Source organism: Hydrogenophaga luteola (genome assembly GCF_042648585.1).
Classification (GTDB): Bacteria; Pseudomonadota; Gammaproteobacteria; order Burkholderiales; family Burkholderiaceae_C; genus Hydrogenophaga; species Hydrogenophaga luteola.
Genome location: NZ_JBHRXX010000006.1, coordinates 1 through 14,093 on the forward strand (window position 1 = coordinate 1; position 14,093 = coordinate 14,093).

A 14,093-nucleotide genomic window follows, 5' to 3' on the forward strand; every position below is an offset into this window, starting at 1 on the left:
CTTCGCCATCCGTGAAGGCGGTCGTACCGTCGGCGCCGGCGTCGTGGCCAAGATCATTGCCTAATCATCCTGCTCGTCAGGATTTCAGCCAAATAGGGGTATAGCTCAATTGGCAGAGCGTCGGTCTCCAAAACCGAAGGTTGGGGGTTCGATTCCCTCTGCCCCTGCCACCCAACAGGACAAATGAGTCGATCAGGGTTCTGAGCCCTGGCTGTTGAGTGTCATCAGGCCCGCCGAAGTCTTCGGGACTTCTGGTGGGCTTGCGTGTCTGGGGCTTTCGGGTTCTGGTCTCGCCCACAAGTCAAGCATCTCTGGTATCTCATGGCCACATCCGAAGTACAAACCGTCAACACAGGTGCCGACAAGGCCAAGCTGGCGGTTGCCGTCGCCTTGCTTCTGGGGGCATTTGTCGCGTTCTACCTGTTGTCCGGGCAAGGCTCGCTCGCGCAATGGGGCGCCCTGATCGTGGGCGTCCTGGCAGCAGTGGCGGTGTTCGGTGTGTCCGAGTCCGGCAAACAACTGGTGGCTTTCGGGCGGGACTCCTGGCGTGAAACCAAGAAGGTCGTGTGGCCGGCCCGCAAGGAAGCCATCCAGATGACGGCCTATGTTTTTGCCTTCGTGGTGGTGATGGCGCTTTTCCTCTGGCTGGCCGACAAGACCCTGGAGTGGCTGTTCTACGACCTGATTCTGGGCTGGAGAAAATAATGAACGAAAACAACAGTCTGCTGGGGACGCCGACGGAGGGCATGCGCTGGTACGTGGTGCATGCATATTCCGGCATGGAAAAAGCCGCAGAGCGCAACATCGTCGAGCGCATCAACCGGGCCGGCATGCAGGACAAGTTCGGCCGCATCCTGGTGCCGACCGAAGAGGTGGTGGAGGTCAAGAATGGCCAGAAGCGCACCACCGAGCGCAAATTCTTCCCTGGCTACGTGTTGGTCGAAATGGTGATGGACGACGACACCTGGCATCTGGTGAAACACACCAACAAGGTGACCGGCTTCGTTGGCGGTGCCAAAAACCGTCCGGCGCCGATCTCTGAAGAGGACGTGCAGAAGATCGTCAGCCAGATGCAGGAAGGCACTGACAAGCCGCGCCACAAGGTGGAGTTCGTGGTCGGCGAATACGTCCGCGTCAAGGAAGGCCCGTTCACCGACTTCAACGGCACGGTCGAAGAAGTCAACTACGAGAAGAACAAGCTGCGAGTCTCGGTGACCATCTTTGGTCGCGCCACGCCGGTCGAGCTCGAATTCAGTCAGGTCGAGAAGACCTGAGATTTCTGGCCGCAGGCGGTTTCACCCGGCGCTTGCGGCTTCCATCCTTTCCGGGTTTCAACCGCGAGGAGGTTGTTTTTGTGACAACCGTCTGTACTCGCAGGAGCTAAAACATGGCGAAGAAAATCGTCGGCTTCATCAAGCTGCAAGTGCCAGCTGGTAAGGCCAACCCCTCTCCCCCGATCGGTCCGGCGCTGGGTCAGCGCGGCCTGAACATCATGGAGTTCTGCAAGGCGTTCAACGCCCAGACCCAGGGTGTCGAGCCCGGTCTGCCGCTGCCGGTGGTGATCACCGCCTTCGCGGACAAGAGCTTCACCTTCATCATCAAGACACCTCCGGCGACGACTCTCATCAAGAAGGCCATCAAGCTGGACAAGGGCTCTCCGGTGCCCAACAAGCAGAAGGTTGGCAAGATCACCCGCGCTCAGCTGGAAGAAATCGCCAAGACCAAGATGAAGGACATGACCGCTGCCGACATCGACGCAGCCGTCAAGACCATCGCCGGCTCTGCCCGTTCGATGGGCGTGATCGTGGAGGGCGTGTGATATGGCCAAGCTGACCAAGAAGCAAAAAGCCTTTGAGGGCAAAGTTGACAGCAACAAGCTGTACCCTCTGACCGACGCCCTGGCGATCGTCAAGGAGTGCGCCAACGCCAAGTTCGACGAATCCATCGACGTGGCCATCCAGCTCGGCGTGGACGCGAAGAAGTCGGACCAGGTGGTGCGCGGCGCTGTCGTGATGCCCAACGGCACCGGCAAGACCAAGCGCGTGGCCGTGTTCGCCCAGGGTGCCAAGGCCGAAGAAGCCAAGGCCGCTGGTGCCGACATCGTCGGCATGGACGACCTGGCCGCCGAAATCAAAGGCGGCAAGATGGACTTCGACGTCGTGATCGCTTCTCCCGACGCGATGCGCGTGGTCGGTACCCTGGGTCAGGTGCTGGGTCCCCGTGGCCTGATGCCCAACCCCAAGGTCGGCACCGTGACGCCCGACGTGGCCCAGGCGGTGCGCAATGCCAAGGCCGGTCAGGTGCAGTTCCGCGTGGACAAGGCCGGTATCGTGCACGGCACGATCGGTCGCCGTTCGTTCGACGCCGACAAGCTGCAGGGTAACCTGGCCGCGCTGATCGATGCGCTGAACAAGGCCAAGCCGGCCACCAGCAAGGGTGTGTACCTGCGCAAGGTGGCGGTGTCGTCGACCATGGGTGTGGGCGTCCGCGTGGACACCCAGTCCATCTCGGCGTAATCGCAAGAGATTCCCGGGAGGTTTAGGCCGACCGGGTGTGGTGGGCCCGCCTGTCAGCCGTGAGGCAGGCAGGTGGGGCCATCCAAGACCGCTGGTGTCAATGGGCTTGTGCCCGGCGACTTAATCGGAGAAAGCCAGCGCAGATGGCGATCCCGCTGCAGATGGGACCCGTTTCCCTCAACAGTTGGTCGCTGCAATGAAGCGTGTGGACGGGCGCAAGCCCCAAGCACATTGAAGGAGTAGACCTTGAGTCTGAATCGCAGTGAGAAAGAAGCGGTCATTTCCGAAGTGACCAGCCTCGCCGCAAAAGCTCAAACGCTCGTGATGGCGGAATACCGCGGCATCACGGTTGCTGCCATGGACCAACTGCGCGTGAAGGCACGCAGCAGCGGTGTCAGCCTGAGTGTTCTGAAGAACACCCTGGCCCGCCGCGCTGTGGCCGGAAGCCCGTTCGAAGTGGCCGGCGACCAGATGACCGGTCCGCTGATCTACGGCTTCTCCGAAGACGCTGTGGCCGCCGCCAAGGTGGTGGCCGATTTCGCGAAGACCAACGACAAGCTGGTCATCCGCGGTGGCGTCTACGGCGGCAAAGTCCTGGATCAGAACGGCGTGAAGCAGCTCGCCAGCATTCCTTCGAAGGAAGTGCTGCTGGCCCAGCTGTGTGGCTTGCTGAAGTCGCCGATCTCCCGCACCGCTGTGGTGCTTGGTGCCCTGGCGGCGAAAAAAGGCGAAGGCGCTGCCGCTCCGGCAGAAGAAGCTGCCGCAGCCTGATCGGCGCGGTGAGTTCGTTTAACCAATTGTTAGGAAATCAAAATGGCATTCGATAAAGACGCATTTCTGACGGCGCTGGACAGCATGACCGTCATGGAACTCAATGACCTGGTCAAGGCCATTGAAGAGAAGTTCGGCGTGTCCGCCGCAGCCATGGCTGCTCCGGCCGCCGGTGGTGGCGGTGCCGCTGCCGCAGCCGCTGAAGAGAAGACCGAGTTCAACGTTGTGCTGACCGAAGCCGGCGCCAACAAGGTGTCCGTCATCAAGGCCGTGCGCGAAATCACCGGTCTGGGTCTGAAGGAAGCCAAGGACCTGGTCGACGGCGCTCCGAAGAACGTCAAGGAAGGCGTTGCCAAGGCCGACGCCGAAGCCGCTGTCAAGAAGCTGGTGGAAGCCGGCGCCAAGGCCGAACTCAAGTAATTCGGTTCTGGTCAGGGGCTGGAGTGCTCGAAAGGGCCTCCAGCCTTTGGTGCTTTCAGAACACCGATAAGCAGATTCGCCGAGTCTTCTTATCCGTGTCTTCTGACCCCGACTGCAGAAGACCACTTGGTCCGGGCCTGCGTGCAACGCGCAGGTCGTCCGCCAACGGCAGGTAGTGGCCTGCCGCCAAGCCCGTCACCCGCCGCCCTGAGAGCGACGGTTTGGCTGATCAGTCGCCGCAGACCTCAAGCCCGGAGATCTCATGGCATCCGCATCGAAATATTCCTACACCGAACGCAAGCGCATCCGCAAAAGCTTTGGCAGCCGCGAGAACGTGCTCGCGATTCCCTATCTGCTGCAGATGCAGAAGGACGCCTACACCGCGTTCCTGCAGGCCGACACCGCACCCAAGAAGCGCACCCCCGAGGGGCTGCAGGCCGCCTTCGAGGCCGCCTTCCCCATCGTCTCGCACAACGGTTTTGTCGAGATGAAGTTCGTCGAATACAACCTGGCCAAGCCGGCGTTCGATGTGCGCGAGTGCCAGACCCGCGGTCTGACCTTCGCTTCGGCCGTGCGCGCGCGTGTGCAGCTGATCATCTATGACCGCGAATCGTCGACCGCGCAGTCCAAGGTGGTCAAGGAAGTCAAGGAGCAGGAGGTCTACATGGGCGAAGTGCCCCTGATGACCGACAAAGGTTCCTTCATCATCAACGGCACTGAGCGTGTCATCGTGTCGCAGCTGCACCGCTCGCCCGGTGTGTTCTTCGAACACGACAAAGGCAAGACGCACAGCTCGGGCAAGCTGCTGTTCTCGGCCCGCATCATTCCCTACCGCGGCTCCTGGCTGGACTTCGAATTCGACCCCAAGGACATCCTGTTCTTCCGCGTCGACCGCCGCCGCAAGATGCCGGTCACCATCCTGCTCAAGGCCATCGGCCTGACGCCGGAAACCATCCTGGCGAACTTCTTCGTCAACGACCACTTCCGACTGATGGACAGCGGCGCCCAGATGGCCTTCGTGTCCGAGCGCCTGCGTGGCGAGGTGGCCCGCTTCGACATCACCGACAAGTCGGGCAAGGTGGTCGTGGCCAAGGACAAGCGCATCACCGCGCGCCACACCCGTGAGCTGGAGCAGTCGGGCACCACGCACATCAGCGTGCCGGAAGACTTCCTGATCGGCCGCGTGGTCGCCAAGAACATCGTCGATCCGGACACCGGCGAGATCATCGCCAAGGCCAACGACGAGCTGACCGAAGCCTTGCTGAAGAAGCTGCGCTCGGCCGGCGTGCAGGAACTGCCCTGCATCTACACCAACGAACTCGACCAGGGCGCCTACATCAGCCAGACCCTGCGCACCGACGAAACCGTCGACGAGTTCGCCGCCCGCGTGGCCATCTACCGCATGATGCGCCCCGGCGAGCCGCCGACCGAAGACGCCGTCCAGGCCCTGTTCCACCGCCTGTTCTACAACCCGGACACCTACGACCTCTCGCGCGTCGGCCGCATGAAGTTCAACGCCCGTGTGGGCCGCGACGAAGCCACCGGCCCGATGGTGCTGTCGAACGACGACATCCTGGCCGTGGTCAAGATCCTGGTGGACCTGCGCAACGGCCGCGGTGAAGTCGACGACATCGACCACCTGGGCAACCGCCGCGTGCGCTGCGTTGGCGAGCTGGCCGAGAACCAGTACCGCACTGGTCTGGCCCGCATCGAGAAGGCCGTGAAGGAGCGTCTGGGCCAGGCCGAGCAAGAGCCGCTGATGCCGCACGACCTGATCAACTCCAAGCCGATTTCCGCGGCCCTCAAGGAGTTCTTCGGTGCGTCGCAGCTGTCGCAGTTCATGGACCAGACCAACCCGCTGGCCGAGATCACGCACAAGCGCCGCGTCTCGGCCCTGGGCCCGGGCGGTCTGACCCGCGAACGCGCCGGTTTCGAGGTGCGCGACGTGCACGTGACCCACTACGGCCGCGTCTGCCCGATCGAAACGCCGGAAGGCCCGAACATCGGCCTGATCAACTCGCTGGCCCTGTACGCCCGCCTGAACGAGTACGGTTTCATCGAGACCCCGTACCGCCGCGTGGTGGACGGCAAGGTGACCAACCAGATCGACTACCTGTCCGCCATCGAAGAAGGCAAGTACGTCATCGCCCAGGCGAACGCGACGCTGGACGCCGAAGGCCGCCTGACCGGTGACCTGATCTCTGCCCGTGAAAAGGGTGAATCGATCCTGACCCCGGCCGACACCATCCAGTACATGGACGTGTCGCCGGCGCAGATCGTGTCGGTGGCTGCTTCGCTGGTGCCGTTCCTGGAGCACGACGACGCCAACCGCGCACTGATGGGCGCCAACATGTCGCGCCAGGCCGTGCCCACACTGCGTCCGGAAAAGCCGCTGGTCGGCACCGGCATCGAGCGCGTGGCCGCCATCGACTCGGGCACGGTGGTGACCGCCCGTCGCGGTGGTGTGGTCGACTACGTGGATGCGACCCGTATCGTGATCCGCGTCAACGACGCCGAGGCCGTGGCCGGTGAAGTCGGTGTGGACATCTACAACCTGATCAAGTACCAGCGTTCCAACCAGAACACCAACATCCACCAGCGCCCCATCGTCAAGAAGGGTGACAAGCTGGCCAAGGGTGACGTGATCGCTGACGGCGCATCGACCGATCTGGGCGAGATCTCGATCGGCCAGAACATGCTGATCGCCTTCATGCCCTGGAACGGCTACAACTTCGAAGACTCTATCCTGATCAGCGAGCGTGTGGTGGCCGATGACCGCTACACCAGCATCCACATCGAGGAGCTGGTGGTCATGGCGCGCGACACCAAGCTGGGCGCCGAAGAAATCACCCGCGACATCCCGAACCTGGCCGAGCAGCAGCTCAACCGTCTGGATGACTCCGGCATCATCTACGTGGGTGCCGAAGTGCAGCCGGGCGATGTGCTGGTGGGCAAGGTCACGCCCAAGGGCGAGACCACGCTGACGCCGGAAGAGAAGCTGCTGCGTGCGATCTTCGGTGAGAAGGCCTCCGACGTGAAGGACACCTCGCTGCGTGTGGACCAGGGCTCGCAGGGCACCGTTATCGATGTGCAGGTCTTCACCCGCGAAGGCATCCAGCGTGACAAGCGCGCCCAGCAGATCATCGACGACGAACTCAAGCGCTTCCGCCTGGACCTGAACGACCAGTTGCGCATCGTCGAGGCCGACGCCTTTGACCGTATCGAGAAGCTGCTGATCGGCAAGGTTGCCAATGGCGGTCCGAAGAAGCTGGCCAAGGGCACCAAGATCGACAAGGCCTACCTGGACGAGGTCGAAAAGTACCACTGGTTCGACATCCGCCCGGCGGAAGACGACGTGGCCGCCCAGCTGGAGTCGATCAAGAACTCCATGGAGCAGACCCGCCACAGCTTCGACCTGGCCTTCGAAGAGAAGCGCAAGAAGCTGACCCAGGGCGACGAGCTGCCGGCTGGCGTGCTCAAGATGGTCAAGGTCTACTTGGCAGTCAAGCGCCGCCTGCAGCCTGGTGACAAGATGGCTGGCCGCCACGGCAACAAGGGTGTGGTCTCCAAGATCACGCCTGTGGAAGACATGCCCCACCTGGCCGACGGCACCCCGGTCGACATCGTGCTGAACCCGCTGGGCGTGCCTTCGCGCATGAACATCGGGCAGGTGCTCGAAGTCCACCTGGGCTGGGCCGGCAAGGGCCTGGGCCAGCGCATCGGCGACATGCTGCAGCGTGAAGCCGCCATGTCCGAAGTCCGTGCTTTCCTGGACCAGATCTACAACGTCACCGGCCGCAAGGAAGACCTGTCCCAGCTGTCCGACGACGAGCTGCGCGTGATGGCGCAGGAGCTGACCCACGGTGTCCCGTTCGCCTCGCCCGTGTTCGACGGTGCGTCCGAACAGGAAATCATGGACATGCTCAAGCTGGCCTATCCGGACGACATCGCCAAGGCCAAGGGCCTGACCGAGTCCCGCACCCAGGCGCAGCTCTACGACGGCCGCACCGGCGAAGCCTTCGAGCGAAAGACCACCGTGGGCTACATGCACTACCTCAAGCTGCACCACCTGGTCGACGACAAGATGCACGCCCGTTCCACCGGTCCGTACTCCCTGGTCACCCAGCAGCCGCTGGGCGGCAAGGCCCAGTTCGGTGGTCAGCGTTTCGGTGAGATGGAAGTGTGGGCGCTGGAAGCCTACGGCGCTTCCTACATTCTGCAGGAAATGCTCACCGTCAAGTCCGACGACGTGCAGGGTCGCACCAAGGTGTACGAAAGCATCGTCAAGGGCGAGCACTCGATCGACGCGGGCATGCCCGAGTCGTTCAACGTGCTGGTCAAGGAAATCCGTTCGCTCGGTATCGACATCGAGCTGGACCGCTCCTGATTCACTGAAGTAAAGGAAAGCATTCCATGAAATCCTTGCTCGACCTGTTCAAGCAGTTCACGCCCGACGAACATTTCGATGCGATCCGCATCGGTCTGGCTTCGCCGGAAAAAATCCGTTCCTGGTCCTTCGGTGAAGTCAAGAAGCCCGAGACCATCAACTACCGCACGTTCAAGCCCGAGCGCGACGGCCTGTTCTGCGCCAAGATCTTTGGCCCCATCAAGGACTACGAGTGCCTGTGCGGCAAGTACAAGCGCCTCAAGCACCGCGGTGTGATCTGCGAAAAGTGCGGCGTTGAAGTCACGCAGACCAAGGTGCGTCGCGAGCGCATGGGTCACATCGACCTGGCCGCGCCCTGCGCCCACATCTGGTTCCTGAAGTCGCTGCCGTCGCGTCTGGGCCTGATCCTGGACATGACGCTGCGCGACATCGAGCGCGTGCTGTACTTCGAAGCCTATGTCATCGTCGATCCGGGCATGACCCCGCTGAAGAAATTCGCGATCATGTCGGAGGACGACTACGACGCCAAGCGCAAGGAATACGGTGACGAGTTCATCGCCAAGATGGGCGCCGAGGGCATCAAGGAACTGCTGCAGGCCATCGACCTCGACATCGAGATCGAGAAGCTGCGCAACGACCTGACCGGCTCCGAACTGAAGATCAAGAAGAACGCCAAGCGCCTGAAGGTGCTGGAGGCCTTCAAGAAGTCGGGCATCAAGCCCGAGTGGATGGTGCTGGACGTGCTGCCCGTGCTGCCGCCGGACCTGCGTCCGCTGGTGCCGCTGGACGGTGGCCGCTTCGCGACCTCCGACCTGAACGACCTGTACCGCCGCGTCATCAACCGCAACAGCCGTCTGCGCCGTCTGCTGGAACTGAAGGCCCCTGAGATCATCGCGCGCAACGAGAAGCGCATGCTGCAGGAAGCCGTGGACTCGCTGCTGGACAACGGCCGCCGTGGCAAGGCCATGACGGGTGCCAACAAGCGCGCCCTGAAGTCGCTGGCCGACATGATCAAGGGCAAGAGCGGCCGCTTCCGCCAGAACTTGCTGGGCAAGCGCGTCGACTATTCGGGCCGTTCGGTGATCACCGTGGGCCCGACCCTGAAGCTGCACCAGTGCGGCCTGCCGAAGCTGATGGCGCTGGAGCTGTTCAAGCCCTTCATCTTCTCGCGCCTGGAAGCCATGGGCATCGCCACCACCATCAAGGCGGCGAAGAAGGAAGTCGAATCCGGCACGCCGGTGGTCTGGGACATCCTGGAAGAGGTCATCAAGGAGCACCCGGTTCTGCTGAACCGTGCGCCCACGCTGCACCGTCTGGGTATCCAGGCTTTCGAGCCGATCCTGATCGAAGGCAAGGCCATCCAGCTGCACCCGCTCGTCTGCGCGGCCTTCAACGCCGACTTCGACGGTGACCAGATGGCCGTTCACGTGCCGCTGTCGGTGGAAGCCCAGCTGGAAGCCCGCACCCTGATGCTGGCCTCCAACAACGTGCTGTTTCCGGCCAACGGCGAACCCTCCATCGTGCCCTCGCAGGACGTGGTGCTGGGTCTGTACTACGCCACCCGCGAGCGCATCAACGGCAAGGGCGAAGGCATGATCTTTGCCGACTTGGCCGAGCTGCAGCGCGCGCTGGACAATGGCGTGGTCGAGATCACGGCCAAGATCAGCGTGCGCCTGACCGAGTGGACCAAGAACAAGGAAACCGGCGAGTTCGTGCCCTCCACCAAGCTGGTGGACACGACCGTGGGCCGTGCCCTGCTGTCCGAAATCCTGCCCAAGGGCCTGGCCTTCGAGGTGCTGAACAAGGCGCTGAAGAAGAAGGAAATCTCCAAGCTGATCAACGCCTCCTTCCGCAAGTGCGGTCTGAAGGAGACGGTGGTCTTCGCCGACAAGCTGCTGCAGAACGGTTTCCGCCTGGCCACCCGCGCCGGCATCTCGATCTGCGTGGACGACATGCTGGTGCCCAAGGAGAAGGCCGGCGTGATCGAGCGCGCCGAAGCCGAGGTGAAGGAAATCGCCCAGCAGTATGCCTCCGGTCTGGTGACCGCCGGCGAGCGCTACAACAAGGTGGTGGACATCTGGGGCAAGGCCGGTGACGAGATCTCCAAGGTCATGATGGCCCAGTTGGCCAAGCAGAAGACCATCGACGCGTCGGGCAAGGAAGTCGACCAAGAGTCGTTCAACTCGATCTACATGATGGCCGACTCTGGCGCCCGCGGTAGCGCGGCCCAGATCCGCCAGCTGGCCGGCATGCGCGGCCTGATGGCCAAGCCGGACGGCTCCATCATCGAGACCCCCATCACGGCGAACTTCCGTGAAGGTCTGAACGTGTTGCAGTACTTCATCTCCACGCACGGCGCCCGTAAGGGTCTGGCCGACACGGCGCTGAAGACCGCGAACTCCGGTTACCTGACCCGCCGTCTGGTGGACGTGACCCAGGATCTGGTGGTGAACCAGGAAGACTGCGGCACGACCAATGGCACGCTGATGCGCGCCATCGTCGAGGGTGGTGAGGTGATTGAATCGCTGCGCGACCGTATCCTGGGCCGCACCACGGCAGAGGAAGTGATTCATCCGGAAACCCGCAAGGTCCTGATCCAGGCCGGCGTGCTGCTGGACGAAGACATGCTGGACGACCTGGAGGCCGCGGGCGTGGACGAGGTCAAAGTGCGCACCGCGCTGACCTGCGAGACCCGCTTCGGCATCTGCGCCAAGTGCTATGGCCGCGACCTGGGCCGCGGCGGTCTGGTGAACATCGGCGAAGCGGTCGGCGTGATCGCCGCGCAGTCGATCGGCGAACCCGGCACGCAGCTGACCATGCGCACCTTCCACATCGGTGGTGCCGCGTCGCGTGCGGCCGTGGCCTCCAGCGTGGAAGCCAAGTCCTCGGGCGTGATCGGCTTCAACGCCACGATGCGCTACGTGACCAACACCAAGGGCGAGCTGGTGGTGATTGCGCGTTCCGGCGAAATCATCATCCACGACGAACACGGCCGTGAGCGCGAGCGCCACAAGGTGCCCTACGGCGCCACGCTGTCGGTCAAGGCCGACCAGCAGATCAAGGCCGGCGCCATCCTGGCCAACTGGGACCCGCTGACCCGACCCATCATCACGGAATTCGCCGGTACGGTGAAGTTCGAAAACGTGGAAGAAGGTCTGACGGTGGCCAAGCAGGTCAACGACGTGACCGGTCTGTCCTCTCTGGTGGTGATCGATCCGAAGCACCGCGGCTCGGCCAAGGTGGTGCGTCCCCTGGTCAAGCTGCTCGATGCGCAAGGCCAGGAAGTGAAGATCCCCGGCACCGACCACTCGGTGACGGTGGGCTTCCAGATCGGCGCGCTGCTGGAAGTGCGCGACGGCCAGGAAGTGGGCCCCGGCCACGTGCTGGCGCGCATTCCGGTTGAAGGCCAGAAGACGCGCGACATCACCGGTGGTCTGCCGCGCGTGGCCGAGCTGTTCGAAGCCCGCTCGCCCAAGGACAAGGGCATGCTGGCCGAGATGACCGGTACCGTGTCGTTCGGCAAGGAGACCAAGGGCAAGGTCCGCCTGCAGATCACCGATCCGGAAGGCAAGGTCTGGGACGAGCTCATCCCCAAGGAAAAGAACATCCTGGTGCACGAAGGCCAGGTGGTCAACAAGGGCGAGAGCGTGGTGGACGGCCCGGCCGATCCGCAGGACATCCTGCGCCTGCTGGGCATTGAAGAGCTCTCGCGCTACATCGTCGACGAGGTGCAGGACGTGTACCGACTGCAGGGTGTGAAGATCAACGACAAGCACATCGAGGTGATCGTTCGCCAGATGCTGCGCCGCGTCGTGGTCGAGAACCCGGGCGACTCGTCCTACATCGCCGGTGAGCAGGTGGAGCGTTCGGAGATCCTCAACACCAACGACGCCCTGCGCGCCGACGGCAAGATCCCCGCGACCTACTCCAACGTGCTGCTGGGCATCACCAAGGCCTCGCTGTCGACCGACTCGTTCATCTCGGCCGCTTCCTTCCAGGAAACGACCCGCGTGCTCACCGAAGCCGCGATCATGGGCAAGAAGGACGAGCTGCGCGGCCTGAAGGAGAACGTCATCGTCGGCCGCCTGATCCCCGCTGGCACCGGCATGGCCTACCACGAGGCCCGCAAGGTCAAGGAAAAGATGGACGACGAAGAGCGCCGGGCCATCGCCGAGGCCGACGCGCTGTCGCTGGCTGCGGACCAGGCCGAAGCCGCCGGTACCGGCGAAGCCTCGGATTAAGCCGACGCAGGACCGGACAGCCGTCCGATCCCTCAACGCCCCCGGCCGTCAGGCCGGGGGCGTTTTTCATGGTCGCTCCACACCGCGGTGAACAGGGGCTTGGGCTATATTGCGCACGCCCGCCGGGGTGCTCCCGGTGCCTCAAGAAGGAGCGTTCGAGATGTCGCCTGTGTCATGGATCCTGCTGGCCGTCGCTCTGCTGGTGGTGTTCTGGGCCATTGGGGCCTTCAACCGCCTGACCCGCCTGAAGAACGCGATCGCCAACGCCTTCGGGCAGATCGACGTGCAGCTCAAGCGCCGCTACGACCTGATTCCCAACCTGGTCGAGGTCGCACGCAAATACCTGGCCCACGAAGCGCAGACCCTGGAGGCCGTGATCGCGGCGCGCAACCAGGCCCGCAGCGCCGAGCAGTCGGCCGCAGCGAGCCCACTGAACGCCGAGGCTATCGGCGCGCTGGCCGGGGCTGAGCAGGTGCTTGGCGGCGCGCTCGGGCGTCTGATGGTGGTGGCCGAGGCCTACCCCGAACTCAAGGCCGACCAGACCATGCGCGAGCTCAGCGAGGAGCTGGCCAGCACCGAGAACCGCATCGGCTTCGCACGCCAGGCCTACAACGACCACGTGCTGGAATTCAACGACGCGGCGGCGCAGTTCCCGACCCTGATCATCGCGCGCCTGTTCAACTTCCAGACCCAGTCCATGCTGGCCTCGACCACCAGCGAGGCCGAGCGCCAGCCGGTCAAGGTGTCTTTCTGACCGACGCTGTCCCCAGCCCGTGCTGATCTTCGAGTCCCAGCGAGAAGCGCGCGTCCGCACGCTGCGGCTGTTGCTGGCCTTTGGCGTGGCGGTGGGACTGCTGGTCGTTCTGGTCAATGCCGCGCTGGCCCTGGCCTGGGGGCTGACCTGGAGCTTCTGGGTGCCCGGCGCGGGGTATCCGCACTATTTCTTCGAGGTCAACACGGCGGTGACCCTGCTGTTCGTTCTGGGCGGCTGGTGGCTGGAGACCTCCCGCCTGTCGCGCGGTGGCCGGGTGCTGGCGGAACAGATGGGCGCCCGGCTGGTGCAGTCCAGCGACTTCGCCGAGCAGCGCTTTGCCAACATCGTCGACGAAATGGCCATTTCTTCGGGCATGAAGCGGCCGACAGCGATGGTGCTGGCGCGCGACGAGGGCATTAATGCCTTTGCCGCCGGCTGGGACGAAGAAGATGCGGTGGTGGCAGTGACAAGCGGTGCACTGGAGCACCTCAGCCGCGAAGAGCTGCAAGGGCTTGTGGCGCACGAGTTCAGCCACATCCGCGAGGGCGACACCCGCATGAACATGCGGCTGGTGGGTATGGTGTTCGGGCTGGAGTTGCTGTTTCGCATGGGGCAGGACCTGGCCGAACCCGACATCCGCGAGCACCGCACCCTGGCCACTCTGCTCGGGTTGGCACTGATGGGGGCCGGCTGGCTGGGCTGGATGACGGGCCACGCGCTGCAGGCCGCGGTCTCGCGCCAGCGCGAGTTCCTGGCGGACGCCCGCTCGGTGCAGTGGACGCGCAGCCGCGACGGCATCGGCGGCGTGCTGCGCAAGGTGATGAGCCAGCAGAACGAAGGCGTACCCTCGCGGCGCATCGGCTCCATGGTGCAGCACATGTTGCTGGTCGGTACCGAAGAAGGCCGCATGGCACACTGGTTCGATTCCCACCCCTCCCTTGAAGAGCGCGTGCGCCGCATTTACGGACGCCGCATGGCGCCTCTGCCCTTGAACCAGGCCTGAT

The 14,093-nt window shown here is 63.5% G+C and carries 10 protein-coding genes and 1 tRNA gene; all 11 read left to right on the forward strand.

The window, feature by feature from the left end:
* Positions 1–94 precede the first annotated feature (94 nt).
* The 11 genes from ACFOPI_RS14345 (at position 95) to ACFOPI_RS14395 (ending at position 14,092) form a co-directional block, all read left to right on the forward strand.
* Positions 95–170: transfer RNA gene (locus ACFOPI_RS14345), tRNA-Trp, on the forward strand.
* A gap of 151 nt (positions 171–321) precedes the next feature.
* A complete protein-coding gene (gene secE, locus ACFOPI_RS14350; protein ID WP_382175121.1) occupies positions 322–705 on the forward strand; it encodes a preprotein translocase subunit SecE in 384 nt (127 codons plus the stop codon).
* Positions 705–1,274, forward strand: a complete 570-nt coding sequence (nusG, locus tag ACFOPI_RS14355) for a transcription termination/antitermination protein NusG (protein WP_382174975.1) — start codon at positions 705–707, stop codon at positions 1,272–1,274. The genes secE and nusG overlap by 1 nt, the downstream gene beginning before the upstream one ends.
* Positions 1,275–1,387: 113 nt before the next feature.
* Complete coding sequence (gene rplK, locus ACFOPI_RS14360; RefSeq protein WP_066160539.1) at positions 1,388–1,819, forward strand: 50S ribosomal protein L11; 432 nt, start codon at positions 1,388–1,390, stop codon at positions 1,817–1,819.
* A 1-nt stretch (position 1,820) separates the two neighbouring features.
* Positions 1,821–2,516 carry a 50S ribosomal protein L1 gene (gene rplA / locus ACFOPI_RS14365; protein ID WP_382174978.1) on the forward strand — a complete coding sequence of 232 codons (696 nt, stop codon included), beginning with the start codon at positions 1,821–1,823 and terminating at the stop codon, positions 2,514–2,516.
* A gap of 246 nt (positions 2,517–2,762) precedes the next feature.
* On the forward strand, positions 2,763–3,287 hold the full coding sequence (rplJ, locus tag ACFOPI_RS14370; RefSeq protein ID WP_382174981.1) for a 50S ribosomal protein L10: 525 nt from the start codon (positions 2,763–2,765) through the stop codon (positions 3,285–3,287).
* A 42-nt stretch (positions 3,288–3,329) separates the two neighbouring features.
* Positions 3,330–3,707 (forward strand): 50S ribosomal protein L7/L12, encoded by a 378-nt coding sequence (rplL, locus tag ACFOPI_RS14375; protein WP_066160529.1) that lies wholly within the window; start codon positions 3,330–3,332, stop codon positions 3,705–3,707.
* 262 nt (positions 3,708–3,969) lie between these two features.
* Positions 3,970–8,094, forward strand: a complete 4,125-nt coding sequence (gene rpoB, locus ACFOPI_RS14380) for a DNA-directed RNA polymerase subunit beta (protein WP_382174983.1) — start codon at positions 3,970–3,972, stop codon at positions 8,092–8,094.
* Positions 8,095–8,120: 26 nt separating this feature from the next.
* On the forward strand, positions 8,121–12,335 hold the full coding sequence (gene rpoC / locus ACFOPI_RS14385; RefSeq protein WP_382174986.1) for a DNA-directed RNA polymerase subunit beta': 4,215 nt from the start codon (positions 8,121–8,123) through the stop codon (positions 12,333–12,335).
* Between the two features lie 160 nt (positions 12,336–12,495).
* Positions 12,496–13,089 (forward strand): LemA family protein, encoded by a 594-nt coding sequence (locus tag ACFOPI_RS14390; protein WP_382174988.1) that lies wholly within the window; start codon positions 12,496–12,498, stop codon positions 13,087–13,089.
* Positions 13,090–13,108: 19 nt separating this feature from the next.
* The gene (locus ACFOPI_RS14395) at positions 13,109–14,092 is read left to right on the forward strand and encodes a M48 family metalloprotease (RefSeq protein ID WP_382174991.1); all 984 of its coding nucleotides are present in this window, start codon (positions 13,109–13,111) and stop codon (positions 14,090–14,092) included.
* Position 14,093: the final 1 nt, after the last annotated feature.

Excerpts from the sequence above, each read along its gene's own strand:
- secE (WP_382175121.1), top strand. The coding sequence starts at position 322 with ATGGCCACATCCGAAGTACAAACCGTCAACACAGGTGCCGACAAGGCC.
- nusG (WP_382174975.1), top strand. The coding sequence starts at position 705 with ATGAACGAAAACAACAGTCTGCTGGGGACGCCGACGGAGGGCATGCGC.
- rplK (WP_066160539.1), top strand. The coding sequence starts at position 1,388 with ATGGCGAAGAAAATCGTCGGCTTCATCAAGCTGCAAGTGCCAGCTGGT.
- rplA (WP_382174978.1), top strand. The coding sequence starts at position 1,821 with ATGGCCAAGCTGACCAAGAAGCAAAAAGCCTTTGAGGGCAAAGTTGAC.
- rplL (WP_066160529.1), top strand. The coding sequence starts at position 3,330 with ATGGCATTCGATAAAGACGCATTTCTGACGGCGCTGGACAGCATGACC.
- rpoB (WP_382174983.1), top strand. The coding sequence starts at position 3,970 with ATGGCATCCGCATCGAAATATTCCTACACCGAACGCAAGCGCATCCGC.
- rpoC (WP_382174986.1), top strand. The coding sequence starts at position 8,121 with ATGAAATCCTTGCTCGACCTGTTCAAGCAGTTCACGCCCGACGAACAT.
- ACFOPI_RS14390 (WP_382174988.1), top strand. The coding sequence starts at position 12,496 with ATGTCGCCTGTGTCATGGATCCTGCTGGCCGTCGCTCTGCTGGTGGTG.